Here is an 18,037-nt window from a genome sequence, read left to right on the forward strand (position 1 = left end):
ACCACTGTCGATGTAAGAAACATGACGTGACATTGTCACTAATATTCACGTCATGTTTCCTTTTTTCTGCAACATTATCCCCTCCTGATGTGTTTATCCTCCGTTGTTGTTTCTCAAAATCTTATTTGACGAACGGTGGATTCAATCTATACCTAAGTTGATATCTTTCAATTAATAAGCGTTGACGTTCCTCTATCTGTTAGCCATTTCCACCACGTGGGAGTGGGTGACCTTAACAGGAGTGGTTATGACGATAGAACAAGCGCGCGAGGAAGACGGCATTTCGGTAGAGAATGGCGAGCATGAACCTGTTCTACTGAAAATAAGGGAATTCTATCGAGAACTGACAGCTGAGGGGTTAGCGGAACTGGGTGAAATTTATCATCAGGATATTCATTTTATCGATCCCGTATCTAGTCATCATGGGTTGAGTGCTTTACATCATTACTTTTCCCATTCACTCGACAATCTGAGTTATTGTCAGTTCGATATCAGCGATATCCACACTTTTCGCGGCGGTGCGACAATGTTCTGGACGATGCATTATGCACATCCGTCCTTAAAGCGTAATGCGCCACTGACGCTCGCGGGCTGTAGCCACCTGCTCTTTGCCGACAATAAAGTTATCTACCACCGTGATTATTACGACATGGGTGCGATGCTTTATCAGCATGTTCCTTTGCTCGGCTCGTTAATCAACTATCTGAAGTCGAGACTTAAAACATGAGGCGCGTGTTGATTACTGGCGCCAGCTCTGGAATCGGTCAACAGCTGGCACTGGATTATGCCAGAGACGGTTGGGACGTCCTCGCCTGCGGGCGCGACGAGCAACGGCTTCACGCATTGACTACCACCTCTCCAGCCATTCGCACTGTGGCATTTGACATGACGAATTTAGACGACACGCGTCAGGCGTTGGAAGGCGTGACGGCCGATCTGGTGATTCTCAGTGCCGGAACCTGTGAATATCTGGATAATGGCGTCGTTGAAGCAGAAAAAATCAGCCGGGTGCTAACAACCAACGTCATCGGCCCGGTCAATTGCCTGTCGGTGCTATTACCACAGCTTGCCAGCCATAGTCATCTGGCGTTGGTGGGTTCAACCGCCAGCCTCGTTCCCCTACCACGAGCGGAAGCCTATGGTGCCTCAAAGGCGGCACTGGCCTATTTTGCCCGCAGCCTGTCGCTGGATTTGCAGGCACGCAATATCACCGTGTCGCTGATCCTGCCCGGTTTTGTGGAGACACCACTGACTGCGCGTAATGATTTCCCTATGCCGATGTTGATTTCCGTGTCCCATGCTTCTGATGCTATTCGGCGTGGGCTAGCAAAGAAGAAACGCGAAATCGCCTTCCCTGTACGTTTTGCGCTATTACTCAAATTGATTTCTGTGCTCCCACAGTCATGGCAACGTCTGCTGGCAAGCCGCTTAGTAAGGTAAAAAGTATGAAGATTGCCATTATTGGTAGCGGTATTTCTGGCTTAACCTGTGCACTCAGATTATCCGATCGCTTTCAGGTGTCGGTGTTTGAGGCGAACGATTATCTGGGGGGGCACACGGCAACGGTCGATGTGGTTCAGGATGGTACGCCCTACGCCATCGATACGGGCTTTATTGTCTATAACGAGCGGACTTATCCAAACTTCATTGCTCTGCTGGATGAACTGGGGTTAACGGGGCAGCCTACCGAAATGAGTTTTTCGGTCAGTAATCCGGTTTCCGGGCTGGAATATAACGGGCATACCTTAAACACGCTGTTTGCCCAGCGCAGCAACCTGTTCCGCCCCACTTTCTATCGCTTCGTTGCGGAAATCGTGCGCTTTAACCGCGTGTGTAAGCGGTATTTGAGTGACGATAATTATCAGGGACTGACGCTAAGCCATTTATTGCAGCAGGAAAAATTCTCGCCGTTCTTTGCTCAGCACTATCTTTTACCCATGGGCGCGGCAATCTGGTCGTCGTCGCTTGAAGATATGCGACTTTTTCCGCTATCGCTTTTCCTGACCTTCTTCAACCATCATGGACTGTTGGATTTGGTCAATCGTCCGCAGTGGATGGTGGTGCCCGGAGGGTCGCGGGAATATGTACGGCGCATTGCCGAGCGTGTCCGCGATCGGGCGACGATCCACCGCCAGACGCCTGTCAGTCAGGTAGTGCGTGATGACGCAGGCGTTACGGTGCATATCACCGAACAGGCGCATCGGTTCGATCAGGTTATTTTTGCCTGCCATTCCGATCAGGCGCTGGCGCTATTGGAAACGCGTACGCCCGATGAGCAGCATATTCTCGGTGGTATACGTTATCAGCCTAACCACGTGATTTTACATACCGACACCCGACTTTTACCCCATAACCGACGGGCATGGGCGAGTTGGAATTATCGTCTGCCGGTCGATCAGGCGCTTAGCCGTTCGCGTGCGTCCGTCACCTATAACATGAACATCCTGCAAGGTATTCGGTCATCCACCACCTTCTGCGTTTCGTTGAACCCTCAGCAAGATATCGACCCGAGTAAAATATTGCATCGCGCGGTTTATCATCACCCCGTTTTTACTCAACAGACAACAGAGTATCAACAACAGCGCGAACGTATTAATGGGCACAACCGTAGCTGGTTTTGCGGAGCTTACTGGTATAACGGTTTTCATGAAGACGGTGTAAAAAGCGCGCTGGATGTCGTCGGCCACATCGAGCAAGGTGTGCGACATGAATAGCGCGCTGTATGTGGGTAAGGTTCGTCATCGGCGCTTCACACCCGTCACGCATCGTTTTGACTATGCGCTATTCATGGCATTAATCGATTTAGATGAAATCCCCGCCTTGCCGCATGCAGGCATTGCGTTGGAGCGTTTTGCTCCAGCGTCATTCTATCGCGGTGATTATCTCGGTGGCGGCGATATTAAAACCAAAGCCCAGGATCGGATTGTGGAGCTGACTGGGGAACGCCTAACGGGTAAGGTCTTGCTGCTATGCCAGCTACGCTATCTGGGGTGCTATTTCAACCCGGTCAATTTCTATTATTTGTACGATGAGCATAACCAGCTACGCTGGTTATTGGCAGAAGTGCGCAATACGCCCTGGAACGAACGCCATACTTATGCTGTCGTCCCCGATGGGTCTACTCCCATTTCCAAGGCGTTCCACGTGTCGCCTTTTAACCCGATGGATATGGTTTACCACTGGCGACTCACGCCGCCCGTCGAGCGTTTGCGGATCCACATAGAGAACCACAGACAAGGACGCGAATTTGATGCGACGCTGTTGCTCCATCGCCAGCCGCTCACTCGCGCCAATTTGCGTAATCAGCTTTGGTCCCTGCCGTTAATGACGATGAAAACCGCCTGCACCATATATTGGCAGGCTTTGAAACTGTGGATTAAACGCTCGCCCGTTTATCCTCATCCGCAGTCTGGAAAGAAGGACAACTCATGAGTTCAACGGAAACACAGCTGGTGCGTCACCCGAACGATACCGCTCGCTATACCCGAGCCAGAAAAGTGGTGTTCACCCTGCTTGGGCGAATAGAAAACGGAAGTGTGCGTCTTAGCGAACCAGGAGGTAATGAAACGTTCTTCGGGGATCAACACGCAACGCTGCAAGGCGAAATCACGATACATAATCACCGTGTCTATCGCCGTGTCTTGCTGGGGGGGAGTATCGCTGCCGGAGAGAGCTATATTGATGGCGACTGGAGCTCAACAAACCTCACACTCGTTCTTCAGCTATTGGCGCAAAACCAGCCGCTAATCGACACGCTTGAAACGCGTTTTGGCTGGCTCACCGGGCCATTTCATCGGTTTATCCACTGGTGTCGCCGTAATCGCCCACAGCAGGCGCAGAAAAACATCGCCGCTCATTACGATCTGGGCAATCATTTTTACCGCAGCTTTCTCGATAGCGAGATGCTCTATTCCAGCGCCTGGTATCAGCAGCCTGACATGACGCTGGAAGAAGCTCAGCGCGCTAAACTCCGCCGTCTCTGCGAACAACTGGCACTGTGTGAAACCGATCATTTGTTGGAAATTGGCACAGGCTGGGGAGGACTTGCCGAACTGGCCGCCCGTGAATATGGCTGTCACGTCACCACTACCACGCTGTCACAGCAGCAATATGACTACGCAGTTGAGCGTATTCAGCAGGCAGGACTGAGTCATAAAGTAACGGTGTTGCTTCAGGATTACCGTGCGCTGACCGGCCAGTATGACAAACTGGTATCGGTCGAAATGATCGAAGCCGTGGGGAAAGCCTATTTGCCCACCTTCTTCAAACGCTGCCAGCAATTGTTGAAGCCACAAGGCCGAATGGCGCTTCAGGCTATCACCATCGCCGACCAACGCTACCATCATTACTCTCGCAACGTGGATTTTATCCAACGCTATGTTTTTCCCGGCGGTTTCCTACCCTCTGTCACGGCGATGACTACCACCATGACGCGGCATACCGACTTTATCACCCGCGACCTGTTTGATATCGGTCAGGACTATGCCCGCACCCTCAGAGAGTGGCGGCAGCGTTTTCATCAGCAGTGGCATACCCTGAGTACTCAGGGTTTTGATGAGTCTTTCCAACGCCTGTGGGTATTTTACCTTTGCTACTGCGAAGCAGGCTTTCGAGCACGCACCATCAGCACAGTACAACTCACGGCAGAAAGACCATGAGCAAAAAACATCTCGATTGATTCTTTACACTCAACCCCTAAGAGGTAAAAGACAATGAAACTGAAGGCACTTATCCTGACAGGCGTGTTCTTTTCCTGTTCCACCTTCGCAGCAAGCACCACGGTGACGCTGAATGAAGCGCTACCAACGGGCGCAGGTAGCAGTATCGGTGAAGTCTCCATTACGGAAACCCCGTACGGCCTGCTTTTTACGCCGAATCTAAAGGGACTGGAAGCGGGTATTCACGGGTTCCACGTACATGAAAATGCCAGTTGTGAAGCAGCCGAACAAGACGGTAAATCAGTTCCCGCGCTGGCAGCAGGCGGCCACCTCGATCCAAAGAAAACAGGTAAACACCTTGGGCCTTATGACGATCAGGGACACGTAGGTGATTTGCCCGGATTGGTAGCTAATGCCGATGGTACGTCAACCTATCCGATTCTGGCTCCTCGGATAAAATCACTGTCTGAGGTGAAAAACCACGCGTTGATGGTTCATGTCGGCGGGGATAACTATGCCGATATGCCAGCAAAGTTGGGTGGAGGCGGTGCCCGTATGGCGTGTGGTGTGATTAAGTAAAGCAAGAAGAGAAAGTAACGATGCCATATCGCGAAGGATATGGCATCGAATGTTAACAATCGTTGGTTATCGAATCGCGCGTTTTAATATACGGTTAGCGCCGCTGAGGAAATCATCGGCAACCTTATTCACTTCACCATTTCCGTAGTCCAGTTTTTGCAGACTCGTCGTCCATAACTGTACCAGTTCCTGATTTTCCATAAACGGTGATACAGCTACCTTCGATTCAGGCTGTGCCACTGCTGCCCGATAGGCATTGGCTAATAGGTTACCGGGGTTGATCACGCCGATGTCTTCCAGCAGTTTTTGTGCTTTCGGATTGGCTGGCATACCGTTTTGCAACCCAAGTGCCTTCACGCCTTCTGGGTTACTCAGCATGAAATTCATCAGCATCGCCGCTTCTTTTGGGTGTTTACTGTTCTTGCTAATCGCAAACAGTGAGGAGGGCTTGCTTGTCAACCCAGAGTCCTTAGCGCCCGGCATCGTGATGAACGGTCCGGTTTCTAATACGGTATCCTTCGGCATGTTGCTGGAATAAGTATAGATGGCAGAATCCCACAGATACATGCCCGCTAATTCGCCGTTAATCCACGGGCGAATTTCATAGACGTTGGTGCGCCCGAACGAGGAGAAATAGCGCTGATCGGGTATCACATGGGAATCAACCAGCTTTTTATAAAAGCCGAACAGTTCCCGCACCTGATCGCGGCTATAGGCAATGCTTTGCTTCTTCTCATCGATCATATCAATGCCGTATTTCTGCGCCATATAACTACGACCGAGCGTGAGAATATCCAGCACGTCGCTTGCCCCTTGAGCTACGCCGAGCGGATAGTAGTTGTCACCCAGTTTTTGTTTAAACACCGGGCCAGCGGCAAAGAGTTCATCCCAGGTTTTCGGGTAAGCAACGCCCGCGTTGTCCCAGGTGGTTTTATTGTAAATCATACTGCGGGACGTCATCGAAATCGGGAGACCTTGCAGTTTCCCTTTTACATCTGCCGTTTTCAGAGCGTTAGGCGGGAAATCACCCAACCCCAGAACGTCTTTTTGTTTATTCAGATCATAAAAACCGTCGCCATTACGGGAAAATTGCGGCAGCCAGTTCCAGTCAATACGAATAACATCAGGCTCTTCCCCCCCTGCCATCTGGGTTGATAGACGGGAAAGATAACCGTCCCAACCAGCATATTCGGCTTTAACCGAGATTGTCGGGTTGGCTTTTTGAAATGCGTTAATGGCAGCCAGCGTGGCCTCATGTCGTTGATTGCCGCCCCACCAAGAGATGCGGATTTCGGCAGCGTCAGCAGAGTGAGAAAATGCCGCTCCCAAGGGAAGAGCCGCACAGAGCAGGAGTAAGTGAGATAATGTGTTCCGTGTTTTCGCCATAATAGAACCCTTATAATTGTATTCGGAGGTTTCCACCCGCTGCTCTTTTAGGACAGACAGGTACTACGGATGCGGAAGCTTTTTCTGCCGACATGGCAGAGACTCTAATTAATTCCCTCTTTTCAGGTTAACGGCCAGTTCGCTTATTTTCACTGGCAGTTCGGTGCGTAATGACCGATTAGCGGCAATACCGGTTAAAATAGACATTGCCCCATCTCGATAATCCGCTGCACGATGTAATGGATCGGGTTCCGGTGTACCAAACAGATCGTTTAACATGACCTGATCGCCGCCGCCGTGTCCGCCCGATTTAAATTCAACCGGTACGACATAAGGCTCTTCAAACATCGGATAGATCTTTATTTCACATTCATTCAGCGCACCTTCATCCTCTTTTTGTCCGCCTCCGTTTACGTAAGATTTCTCGACCAGTTTCATTTCTAACCGGCCTTTGCTGCCATTAAACACCACATTCAATCCTTCCCAGGGTAAATATGCATTTAATGAGTACGTCATGATGGCTTTGTTCTTATAGCGCACCATCACTCCCAACACATCTTCAATATTGATACCGTCATCGAACACACTTTTATCACGGTAATAACCATCTTCGTGTTCGGCATCTAAATATAAAGCTGTCAGCTGTTCGCTTTGATTCATATGCAATGCAAACGGATCGTTTTCAGCCGCAGCGCTATTATGTGAACGTGAATAAAATTCCGTAACGCCACGTGTTTCGGCATTCTCTTTACCATAAAAACGTAAATCGCCTTGCGCATAGACCGTTTCCGGTTCGCTGTTCAGCCAGAAGTTGACCAGATCAAAGTGGTGTGTGGATTTGTGGACCAACAGCCCGCCGCTATTGCGCTTGTCACGGTGCCAACGACGGAAATAATCGGCTCCGTGTTCAGTATTTAGCAGCCACTCGAAATGAACGGAGTAGACCTCACCAATCACCCCTGCCGCAATTAACTCGCGGACTTTACTGTGGTGTGGTGCGTAACGATAATTAAAGGTCACCCGTAATTTACGGCCAGTGCGGTTAATCGCATCAATAATGGCCTGACATTTTTCTTCGTCAATCGTCATCGGTTTTTCACTGATGACATCACACCCTAATTCCATTGCCCGAATAATATAATGATGATGCGTCCGGTCTATTGACGCCACAATAACAATATCTGGCTTGGTTTCCGTGATCATCTGTTCAAATCGATCGGCGTGATACGTTGCCACATTATTGTGTCCGAATTTATGGACAATACGGTTGGCGTAATCCATTCGCGTCTGGTTTGTATCGCAAAAAGCAACAAATTGTCCCTGATCCCTATAATCTCTGGCGATCGACTCCAGATAAAGGCCCGCGCGGCCCCCCATTCCCACTACGGCATATTTCTTTTTCATTCTGTGTATTTCCTCCAAATAACGTAGGGCGCATAGCTATTCGTACATAAAACAGGACGCTAAAAAATTTCACCGAATCGACTGGCACATGCCGATTAAGGGAGCTGGTATAGTGATTTTCATCATGCAAGCCATACCCCACTCTATGTCTTTGCCATAAAAAATAGAGCATACCGACATCGTTCACCTTCACATTATTGCCATGTGACGATGTTATCTGGCAGTAGGATGAAGATTGACATGCTTCATCTCTCATAAATGCAAATTGGGCGCACGCGAATTAGCCATTGATTTTATTAACAATATAAGATTATGGTAACTCACATTTTTCACATTGAATGAGCACCGATTCTATTAAGAATGCGCACATCAACGGAATTCTCTCTACATATCTCGCATTTTATTTTCAATCCGTCTGATGATGCCGGATACTAATGAGAGATGTAGGAAAGCGACAAGCGCGTAAGGAACGACAAGGAATCACTATGCAGACTTTTTTTCAGGACACGATGGCCACCCCGCTTGGGGAGTTATTGATTATTGCTGATGAAAATAATCATTTACGTGCCGTCGAGTGGCGCGAGTATGAAGACGATTTATTTCGCTCGCTCAATCGTAGTTATCGGAATGATCCCTTTTCGTTACAGTCACGTCATAATCCCGGCGGTCTGACAGACAGTCTGCAACGCTATTTTGATGGCGAATTAGCGATTATTGATACACTGCCCGTCGCGTCCATAGGGACGGAATTTCAACAGCAGGTTTGGCGGGAATTACGTCGAATTCCCTGCGGAGAGATTACTACCTACGGCGAACTCGCCACGCTATTAGGGCGTGCTGGCGCAGCGCGTGCGGTCGGCATGGCAAACGGCTCAAACCCTGTCAGCATTGTGGTCCCGTGCCATCGCGTCATCGGAACCGGCGGTGCTCTGACGGGCTACGCAGGGGGGATTCATCGTAAACAGTGGCTGTTAGCCCATGAGGGTTACTTACCTCGCCAAAATAGTTTACCGCTATAATTATAACGCTTTGATACGTGAGAATTCCCTTAAGTGATTCCGATTAATCAACGTCTTAATCGTTCAAGAACGAGGTAGGCGATAATATTATCGTCATATAGCGCTTATATATCGGAATATCTTCTAGCAAAATCGAAAAATTATAGTTAGTTCACTATTTATTGGTCTATTCCGATGATTGTTGGTCTTATCACAGCCGATAAAAGCTGTTAAAATTGACCAATATCAATTATTGCCTGAGCAAAGCCTATGATCCCGGAAAAGCGAATTATCCGACGCATCCAGTCTGGCGGTTGTGCAATCCACTGTCAGGATTGCAGTATCAGTCAGCTATGCATCCCTTTCACCCTGAATGAACATGAGCTTGATCAGCTTGATAACATCATTGAAAGGAAGAAGCCTATCCAGAAGGGGCAAGCGTTGTTTAAAGCAGGCGATGAGCTGAGATCGCTGTACGCCATCCGCTCCGGTACGATAAAAAGTTACACCATCACCGAACAAGGCGATGAGCAGATCACCGGTTTTCATCTGGCGGGCGATTTAGTTGGCTTTGACGCTATCGGAACTGCTCAGCACCCAAGTTTTGCTCAGGCACTGGAAACCTCGATGGTTTGTGAAATCCCTTTCGAGACGCTGGACGATCTCTCAGGGAAAATGCCTAACCTGCGCCAGCAAATGATGCGTCTGATGAGCGGTGAGATCCGTGGCGATCAGGACATGATTTTACTGCTGTCGAAAAAGAATGCCGAAGAGCGTCTGGCGGCGTTTGTCTACAATCTCTCCCGTCGTTTCGCTCAGCGTGGTTTCTCGCCACGTGAATTCCGTCTGACCATGACGCGCGGTGATATCGGTAACTATCTGGGACTAACCGTTGAAACCATCAGCCGCCTGTTGGGTCGTTTCCAGAAGAACGGTACGCTTGCAGTGAAAGGGAAATACATCACTATCGAGAATATTGATGCACTTTCCGAATTAGCTGGGTCTTCACGCAAATAATCTTTCCAGCCTAACTATCTGACGTTGCCGCTATTTTACTGTGGCAACGTCACGTTCTCTCCTCCCTTTCCTCACCGTTCGTGATATTTCTTATTTTGTTATTCTGCGGCTTATCTCTGTTGTTCAAAGCGATTCCATTGCGGTACTCTTGATTTACAGGCTGTGGAGTAACAGCTGTTTGGAGGAGCTATGGCAAAGTATCAGAATTTACTGGTAGCTATTGACCCAAACCAGGATGATCAACCAGCGCTGCGTCGGGCGGTTTACCTGGTTCAGCGACTTGGCGGCCGTATCAAGGCATTTCTGCCGATTTACGATTTCTCTTATGAAATGACCACCCTACTTTCCCCCGATGAAAGAGTAGAGATGCGTCAGGGCGTTATTCAACAGCGGACCGAGTGGATTGCGGAACAGTGCAAATACTACCTTGAAGCAGGTATTTCTATAGAAATCAAAGTGGTTTGGCACAATAAGCCCTTTGAAGCCATCATTCGAGAAGTCATTTCCGGGCAACATGACCTGTTGTTAAAAATGGCACATCAGCACGATCGTCTAGAAGCAGTTATTTTTACGCCAACAGACTGGCAGTTACTGCGTAAATGCCCTTGCCCAGTGTGGATGGTAAAAGATCAGCCATGGCCGCTCGAAGGTCGTGCATTGGTTGCGGTCAACCTGGCCAGTGAAGACCCTTATCACGATCCACTCAATATCAAATTGGTATCAGAAACGCTGGAACTGGCTGAGCAGGTTGACCAAACAGAGGTCCACCTGGTTGGTGCCTATCCAGTGACTCCCATCAATATTGCCATTGAATTGCCTGATTTCGATCCCAGCGTCTACAACGATGCGATTCGAGGGCAGCACCTGATTGCCATGAAGTCGCTACGCCAGAAGTTCAGTCTGGATGAGCGTGTGACGCATGTAGAAAAAGGGCTACCAGAAGAAGTGATCCCCGATCTGGCGGAGCATTTGCAGGCTGGTGTCGTGGTATTAGGGTCGCTGGGGCGAACCGGTCTTTCCGCTGCCTTTATCGGCAACACGGTTGAGCATGTTATCGATCACTTGAAATGTGACCTGTTGGCAATCAAACCCGATGACTTCGTATCACCGATTACACAGGAAGACAGTGATAACAACTGACTCCATGTTTCATCACGTTTGAATCAAATAATGCCGGCCTTAGCGCTGGCATTATTTTTGGCAATGTTATGCGGCGCACATGCAACGTAAAACATGAAGAGTCGATATTTAAGATGTAAAAAAGGGGCGATATTCGCCCCTTTCGTTGTCAATCATAAACCACCTCCTCGGGAGGTGGTCTTCACTTCTTACAGTGCTTTCAGAATCGCCTCAACGCTGTCTTTGGCATCGCCAAAAAGCATCTGCGTGTTCTCTTTAAAGAACAACGGGTTCTGTACGCCAGCGTAACCGGTATTCATCGAACGCTTAAATACGATAACGTTCTGCGCTTTCCACACTTCCAGCACCGGCATGCCCGCGATGGGACTATGTGGATCTTCTTGCGCCGCCGGGTTCACGGTGTCATTCGCGCCAATCACCAGCACGACATCGGTCTCGGCGAAATCATCATTAATTTCATCCATTTCCAACACGATATCGTAAGGCACTTTTGCTTCAGCCAACAGCACGTTCATGTGACCAGGCAGACGCCCAGCAACCGGGTGAATACCAAAGCGAACATTGATACCGCGTGCACGCAGTTTTGCGGTGATGTCATGCACAGGGTATTGCGCCTGTGCAACGGCCATACCATATCCCGGAGTGATGATGACTGAAGTTGAGTTCTTGAGTAAATCAGCCACGTCCTCGGCTGAAGCCTCACGATATTCTCCTACCTCTTCGCTCTCACTGGAGGAAACGCCATCGGTACCAAAACCACCGGCAATCACGCTGATAAAGGAACGATTCATGGCCTTACACATGATGTAAGACAGAATCGCACCAGAAGAACCCACCAGAGCACCGGTCACGATCAACAGGTCATTGCTTAGCATGAAGCCCGCTGCCGCTGCCGCCCAACCGGAGTAGGAGTTCAGCATGGAAACGACGACCGGCATGTCTGCACCACCAATCGATGCAACCAGATGCCAGCCAAATACCAGTGCAATTGCCGTCATCAGAATCAGCGCCAGTACCTGTAACGCTACGCTGCCGGTGTTGACGAAGACCAATAACAGCAGGAAGGATACAACCAACGCCGCCAGATTCATTTTATGGCGATGAGGCAACATCAACGGCTTGGAAGAGATATTACCGCGCAATTTGCCGAATGCGATAACCGAACCCGTGAAGGTAACAGCACCGATGAAGATACCCAGGAAGACTTCCGTCAAATGGATATTTACCATCACCGGATCGGTGATTTCACCATGATCGAGGAAGCTGTTAAAGCCCACCAGTACCGCAGCCAAGCCCACAAAGCTGTGAAGAATAGCGACCAATTCTGGCATTTCGGTCATTTCAACCTTACGCGCCAGATAAATACCAATTGACCCACCGATCGCCATAGCCACGATGATCCAACCAACGTTGCCAGAATCAGGCCCCAGAATCGTCGCGATCAGCGCAAGTGCCATACCGCTGATCCCAAAGATGTTCCCTTGTTGCGACGTTTCGTGCTTGGACAACCCGGCCAAACTGAAAATAAACAAAATTGCGGCAACAATGTATGCAGCAGTTACTAATCCACCAGACATGTGTTACCCCTTAGTTTTTACGGAACATTTTCAGCATGCGCTGCGTCACGGTGAAACCACCGAAAATATTGATGCTGGCAATCAATACGGCAATGAATGAGAAGAACGACACCCATCCGCCGTGACCGATTTGCAACAATGCTCCGACAACGATAATGCCTGATATCGCGTTAGTGACTGACATCAGTGGTGTGTGCAACGCGTGGCTAACATTCCAGACAACGTAATAGCCCACCACGCAGGACAATGCAAAAACGGTAAAGTGAGACAGGAACTCTTTAGGTGCGACATCAGCCAGCCAACCAAACAGCAGAATGGCGATCACGAGGAACGCATATTTCTTCCACGGCGATGTTGGCTTGGCTTCTACTTTCACTGCCGCAGCGGCAGGTTTCGCCTGCTGTGGCTGAGCTGAAACCTGAATCGGCGGAGCTGGCCAGGTGATTTCGCCAGCTTTAACCACAGTCACACCGCGAATCACGGTGTCATCAAAATCAACATCGATTTCACCGTTTTTCTCTTTGCAGAGTAACTTCAGCAGGTTGACAAGGTTGGTGCCGTAAAGCTGTGAAGATTGTGTCGGCAAACGGCTAGGTAAATCGGTGTAACCGATAATTTTCACGCCATTTTCCGTAACCGTCACGCGGTCGGCAACGGTCAACTCGCAGTTTCCGCCCGTTTGCGCGGCCAAATCGACGATCACGCTACCAGGCTTCATGCTCAGCACCATCTCTTTGGTGATCAGGCGTGGAGCCGGTTTCCCTGGGATCAGTGCGGTCGTGACAATAATGTCGACTTCTTTCGCCTGCGCGGCAAACAGTTCCATTTCGGCTTTGATAAAGGCTTCAGACATGACTTTGGCATAGCCGTCACCGCTGCCGGCCTCTTCTTCAAAGTCGAGTTCGAGGAACTCGGCGCCCATGCTCTTAACCTGCTCTTTGACCTCAGGACGGGTGTCAAAAGCACGAACGATAGCGCCCAGGCTACCCGCAGCGCCAATCGCAGCCAAACCGGCGACGCCGGCACCGATAATCATGACTTTGGCAGGTGGAACCTTACCTGCTGCGGTAATCTGTCCGGTAAAGAAGCGACCAAATTCATGGGCAGCCTCAACGATAGCGCGATAGCCAGCGATGTTAGCCATCGAGCTGAGCGCATCCAGTGACTGCGCACGCGAAATACGCGGCACGGAATCCATTGCCATTACCGTCACTTGACGAGCGGCCAGTTTCTCCAGCAGTGCCGGGTTTTGTGTCGGCCAGATAAAGCTGACAACCGTACTGCCCGCTCGGGTCAGTTCGATTTCATCATCCTGCGGCGCATTTACCTTCAGGACAATATCAGATTGCCAGACTTCCGAACTGTCAACAATTGACGCGCCAGCTTCTTCATATGCCGCATCGTCAAAACTTGCCAGTTTTCCTGCTTCACGTTCTATCGAGACCGTAAAACCCAGTTTCAGCAGTTGTTCAACCGTTTTCGGCGTCGCTGCTACACGGGCTTCATTGGTCAACCGCTCTCTTGGTACACCAATACGCATGCTGATACCCTTTTCGCTTATTTTAACGAAGGTTATTATTCTCACCCTATTCTGTTATACGAATTCGCCGAGACCTGCTGCACCCTATATCCCCGCATTCACGCGGTAGGAAGAGGGTCTTATCATCTTCTTACCACACGCTTTTTTTGGGGCGTCTCACTTTAGGCGAACTCATTTATAACGTACTGAAAATGTGATCGATGATCCATAAATAAAATGAATTTCACAGAAAAGCCGAGTTATCACAGGTTCTGCCAGCCTTTCTTGGTCGAAAATCATGCTCTTCTCTGCCTTTTGTAGCATTCTTACAGAAGTATTTTTCTGTTCTGTTTCACAAAAACGATGTGTTACAAGCTTGTTAATGCGATAAATCGCATAAATATCCCTTATGATGCCAAAACAATCATTAACCGTTATTATTAGCACTTTCCTTGTTCCCAACCGAAGTATCACGGCATTTCAGGCCGTTGAAAATGCTAAAGCACAAGAATTTATTCCGTGCGATAATCGGCTCTATTCCGTTACAGGTTGATTGCTATACCTTAAATAATTCGAGTTGCAGAAAGGCGAAAGGATTTTTTATGAAGCTGAAGACTACTGTTATTGCATCTACATTGTTGTTATCACTCTCGGCATTTTCAGCGCAGGCTGCACAGGAACTGACACCTGAGCAGGCAGAATCCCTGCAACCATTTAAAAGAATTACATTTAAAGGGCGTTTTAACGCAATCAATGAAGCCGTTGCCGCAGCATCAAAACGTGCCGACAAATCGGGTGCGGAGTCGTTCTATGTGCAAGCTATGGATGACGCTAATTCGAGCGGAAACTGGAATGTTACTGTCGACCTGTATCGCAAAGATGCGCCAAAGGCGAATCAGGACATCCAATTCCGCACGTTTCATGGCGTGAAAGAGTTACCCAAAGACGCGGCCTACTCACTGGAACCCTATGATACAGTAACCGTTGCTGGATTCTTTCGCAGTCAACCGGATGTAAATGATGCCATCGCGAAAGCGGCAAAAGAGAAAAATGCAGATTCGTACTACATCGTCCGTCAGATTGATGTTAATTCAAATAGCGGCAACCAAAGAATCACCGCGTATATTTATAAAGCCGATGCACCGAAACGTCAGACCCAGAGCACAGACGTGATTCCAGCAGATTCTGATGCTGGCCGTGCGGCACTTGCTGCGGGTGGTGCGGAAGCGGCTAAGGTAGAAATCCCTGGTGTCGCCAACTCAGGTAGCCCTAGCCGTAACGTAGGTAACTTCTTTGAAACGCAGTCATCAAAAGGCGGGCGTTACACAGTAACGTTGTCCGATGGCACGCAAATTCAAGAATTGAACAATGCCACAGCGGCTCAGATGGTGCCTTTCGATTCCATTCAGTTCCGCGGCAACTACACCAATATGACGCAGGTGTCTGAAGCCGTTGCTAAACGCGCAGGCGCGAAAGGAGCCAAGTACTACCACGTCACCAGACAGTGGGAAGGTAAAGGCAACAACCTCACAATCAGCGCTGACCTTTATAAGTAAGGTAAATGAAATAGCCCGCAGCAATGCGGGCTAAGCACTATCGGGTAGTAAACTCCCCCTTCTTCAGCGTTTCCACGCTATTACCATTCGCATCCTTCATCTCAAAATCCGCGCCTTTCTCTTTCAGCGCTTTCAAAAGTTCTGAACGCTGGAACAGCGAGGCGTACATCGCAGCCGTTTGTCCTGCATGATTACGTTCATCAGGGTTGCATTCAGCGGCTATCAATCGGCGGGCGATTTTTATCTCACCTTTAAAAACCGCACCCATCAACGCAGTATTACCACGTGCATCACGCAGACATGGGTCAGCCCCTGCTTTTATCAACGCTTCCACCGCGGCATCATGCCCGTGATAAGCCGCGAGGATCACCGCTGTATAGCCCTTTTCATCCGCTACATTCAGATTGTAGTGCGATGTGATAAAGGTCTGGAGTATTTCAAGATCGCCATGCCTGGCTGAATCCCATAAGTACCGATTAAGCGATGAGGTGACTTCGATTTCTCTCAGCCTCGTTTCCTCGCTTTGCGCCACCTGGGGGATAGCGATGAACAACCCAAGAATCAGCAATAGTGTTTTCACTGTCTTTCCTCCTTGAGATAAATGCCCTGCGCCATGAATGGCGCAGGGCATTTAATACGCTTAGTCAGACAGTTTTTCAGCCAGCTTTTTCACCGTGGCAAGATCAGCTTTTGCCGTCGCAGTCAGACGCGAGCCATACTCCGCATCAGCCTTGTAAAAGTACGACAGCATGATGTCGCGGCTTTCTTTATCGGCCGTTGCTAACGCCGTGCCTAGGCTATTAACCAGATCGGTCCGCTCTTTATCACTGTAGGAACGATACAGTTCGCCCGTTTGCTTAAAATTCTGCTCTCGCTGGATTTTACTCTGTGTCGTACTACCCTGTAATGGTAAGTGACTATAACGTGCGGAAACCAACTCCTCACGAGGATACAATCGACTAGGCTGGTAGTTGACGCCTTTGTTCTGCGTTTTCCCACTGTTCAGGCTACCATCCTGATTACCGTTGTTAACGCCATTGTGCGGCGTATTGATTGGCAAGCTGAGTCCGTTGGCTCCAATACGATACATTTGCGTGTCGGCATAGGCAAACAGCCGCCCTTGAAGCAATTTGTCTTCTGAGGGCTCAATTCCCGGCACCAGATTGGAAGGAGCCATCGCAACTTGTTCCGTCTCCTGAAAAATATTTTCAGGATTGCGATTCAGCACCATTTGTCCAATTTTTCGTTCAGGGACGTCAGGCCAGATTTTTGTCGCGTCCAGCGGATCGAAAGCAAACTTCTTCAAATCCTCCGGCTTGAGTACCTGAATATAGAGATCCCATTTAGGGAAATCGCCGCGCTTAATTGCAGACACTAAATCGTTGGACATGTGGCTGTAGTCTTTTCCCTGCACCTGCTCAACCTGTTGCGGATCGAGGTTTTTGATTCCTTGCAGCGTTTTCCAGTGGAATTTGACGTAATGAATCTCGCCCTTACTATTCACTAACTTGTAAGCGTGTACGCCATTACCATCCATATTGCGATAAGTGGCAGGCGTGCCTTCATTGGAATAGAGTAGCGTTAGCGTACGAATAGATTCGGGTACGTGGGAAAAGAAATCGAATCGACGGGCGTCATCATCCAAATTCGTGCGTGGATCGGGCTTAAAAGCATGCACCATATCTGGAAATTTAATCGCATCCCGAATAAAGAATGTGGGGAAATTATTACCGACTAAATCCCAATTTCCCTGAGACGTATAGAATTTGGTCGCGAACCCACGCGGATCGCGCAGCGTTTCTGGTGAATGATTACCATGAACCACGCTAGAAAAACGAACGAAAACCGGCGTCGTAATGCCTGTTTTAAACACCTCAGCAATGGTTAAATCGGAAATATCCGCTGTCGCGCTAAATTCGCCATAAGCCCCCGTACCACGAGCGTGAACAACACGTTCAGGAATACGCTCACGGTTAAATCGCTGCAATTTTTGCAACAATTGCACATCTTGCAAGAGTACCGGCCCATTATCACCAGCCGTTTGTGAATTTTGATTATCGCCAACCGGCGCGCCATTATCACGCGTCAAGGTCGACGCACTAACCGAAGAAGCAAAAAGTCCCAGCAAAACCATTGCCGCACTTTTTTTATAGGAAAAGAGATTGCTCACAAAGGGATAATTCATAACGCAGTCCTCATTATT

General features: G+C 49.1%; 16 protein-coding genes. 10 read left to right on the forward strand and 6 right to left on the reverse strand.

Annotated elements, in window-relative coordinates; all coding sequences use genetic code 11:
- Nucleotides 1-247: 247 nt before the first annotated feature.
- Genes KP22_RS05150 through sodC form a run of 6 tightly spaced genes read left to right on the forward strand, consistent with a single transcriptional unit; the run spans nt 248 to nt 5,237 of the window.
- Nucleotides 248-727, forward strand: coding sequence for a nuclear transport factor 2 family protein (locus tag KP22_RS05150; RefSeq protein WP_039299793.1), 480 nt, complete (start codon nt 248-250; stop codon nt 725-727).
- Complete coding sequence (locus tag KP22_RS05155; RefSeq protein WP_039299791.1) at nt 724-1,440, forward strand: SDR family NAD(P)-dependent oxidoreductase; 717 nt, start codon at nt 724-726, stop codon at nt 1,438-1,440. The genes KP22_RS05150 and KP22_RS05155 overlap by 4 nt, the downstream gene beginning before the upstream one ends.
- A 5-nt stretch (nt 1,441-1,445) precedes the next feature.
- Nucleotides 1,446-2,714 carry an NAD(P)/FAD-dependent oxidoreductase gene (locus tag KP22_RS05160; RefSeq protein WP_039299788.1) on the forward strand — a complete coding sequence of 423 codons (1,269 nt, stop codon included), beginning with the start codon at nt 1,446-1,448 and terminating at the stop codon, nt 2,712-2,714.
- Complete coding sequence (locus KP22_RS05165) at nt 2,707-3,432, forward strand: DUF1365 domain-containing protein (protein ID WP_039322833.1); 726 nt, start codon at nt 2,707-2,709, stop codon at nt 3,430-3,432. The genes KP22_RS05160 and KP22_RS05165 overlap by 8 nt, the downstream gene beginning before the upstream one ends.
- Nucleotides 3,429-4,658 (forward strand): SAM-dependent methyltransferase, encoded by a 1,230-nt coding sequence (locus tag KP22_RS05170; RefSeq protein WP_039299782.1) that lies wholly within the window; start codon nt 3,429-3,431, stop codon nt 4,656-4,658. The genes KP22_RS05165 and KP22_RS05170 overlap by 4 nt, the downstream gene beginning before the upstream one ends.
- Before the next feature lie 54 nt (nt 4,659-4,712).
- The gene (gene sodC / locus KP22_RS05175; RefSeq protein WP_039299779.1) at nt 4,713-5,237 is read left to right on the forward strand and encodes a superoxide dismutase family protein; all 525 of its coding nucleotides are present in this window, start codon (nt 4,713-4,715) and stop codon (nt 5,235-5,237) included.
- Nucleotides 5,238-5,303: 66 nt separating this feature from the next.
- Here the strand turns inward: sodC and KP22_RS05180 are convergent, their stop codons facing one another.
- Both KP22_RS05180 and KP22_RS05185 read right to left on the reverse strand, forming a co-directional pair.
- Complete coding sequence (locus KP22_RS05180; RefSeq protein ID WP_039323475.1) at nt 5,304-6,623, reverse strand: ABC transporter substrate-binding protein; 1,320 nt, start codon at nt 6,621-6,623, stop codon at nt 5,304-5,306.
- Between the two features lie 108 nt (nt 6,624-6,731).
- Nucleotides 6,732-8,027 carry a Gfo/Idh/MocA family oxidoreductase gene (locus KP22_RS05185; protein WP_039322836.1) on the reverse strand — a complete coding sequence of 432 codons (1,296 nt, stop codon included), beginning with the start codon at nt 8,025-8,027 and terminating at the stop codon, nt 6,732-6,734.
- A gap of 485 nt (nt 8,028-8,512) precedes the next feature.
- Here KP22_RS05185 and ogt point away from each other — a divergent pair, with 485 nt between their 5' ends.
- The 3 genes from ogt (at nt 8,513) to uspE (ending at nt 11,182) form a co-directional block, all read left to right on the forward strand.
- Nucleotides 8,513-9,046, forward strand: coding sequence for a methylated-DNA--[protein]-cysteine S-methyltransferase (gene ogt / locus KP22_RS05190; protein ID WP_039299772.1), 534 nt, complete (start codon nt 8,513-8,515; stop codon nt 9,044-9,046).
- A 249-nt stretch (nt 9,047-9,295) separates the two neighbouring features.
- On the forward strand, nt 9,296-10,042 hold the full coding sequence (gene fnr / locus KP22_RS05195; RefSeq protein WP_039299770.1) for a fumarate/nitrate reduction transcriptional regulator Fnr: 747 nt from the start codon (nt 9,296-9,298) through the stop codon (nt 10,040-10,042).
- Between the two features lie 189 nt (nt 10,043-10,231).
- Nucleotides 10,232-11,182 (forward strand): universal stress protein UspE, encoded by a 951-nt coding sequence (uspE, locus tag KP22_RS05200; protein ID WP_039299767.1) that lies wholly within the window; start codon nt 10,232-10,234, stop codon nt 11,180-11,182.
- Between the two features lie 188 nt (nt 11,183-11,370).
- On the opposite strand, the gene pntB is transcribed toward uspE, so the two are convergent.
- A complete protein-coding gene (pntB, locus tag KP22_RS05205) occupies nt 11,371-12,759 on the reverse strand; it encodes a Re/Si-specific NAD(P)(+) transhydrogenase subunit beta (RefSeq protein ID WP_039299765.1) in 1,389 nt (462 codons plus the stop codon).
- Between the two features lie 10 nt (nt 12,760-12,769).
- Nucleotides 12,770-14,299: a Re/Si-specific NAD(P)(+) transhydrogenase subunit alpha gene (gene pntA, locus KP22_RS05210; RefSeq protein ID WP_039322839.1), complete on the reverse strand. Its 1,530-nt coding sequence runs from the start codon at nt 14,297-14,299 to the stop codon at nt 12,770-12,772.
- Between the two features lie 581 nt (nt 14,300-14,880).
- On the opposite strand from pntA, the gene ydgH reads away from it, so the two are divergent.
- Nucleotides 14,881-15,834, forward strand: coding sequence for a DUF1471 family protein YdgH (gene ydgH, locus KP22_RS05215; RefSeq protein WP_039299761.1), 954 nt, complete (start codon nt 14,881-14,883; stop codon nt 15,832-15,834).
- Between the two features lie 37 nt (nt 15,835-15,871).
- On the opposite strand, the gene KP22_RS05220 is transcribed toward ydgH, so the two are convergent.
- Nucleotides 15,872-16,414, reverse strand: coding sequence for an ankyrin repeat domain-containing protein (locus tag KP22_RS05220; RefSeq protein WP_039322844.1), 543 nt, complete (start codon nt 16,412-16,414; stop codon nt 15,872-15,874).
- Nucleotides 16,415-16,474: 60 nt separating this feature from the next.
- Nucleotides 16,475-17,968, reverse strand: a complete 1,494-nt coding sequence (locus tag KP22_RS05225) for a catalase (protein ID WP_167333798.1) — start codon at nt 17,966-17,968, stop codon at nt 16,475-16,477.
- Nucleotides 17,969-18,037 lie beyond the last annotated feature (69 nt).

Source organism: Pectobacterium betavasculorum, assembly GCF_000749845.1.
Lineage (GTDB): Bacteria > Pseudomonadota > Gammaproteobacteria > Enterobacterales > Enterobacteriaceae > Pectobacterium > Pectobacterium betavasculorum.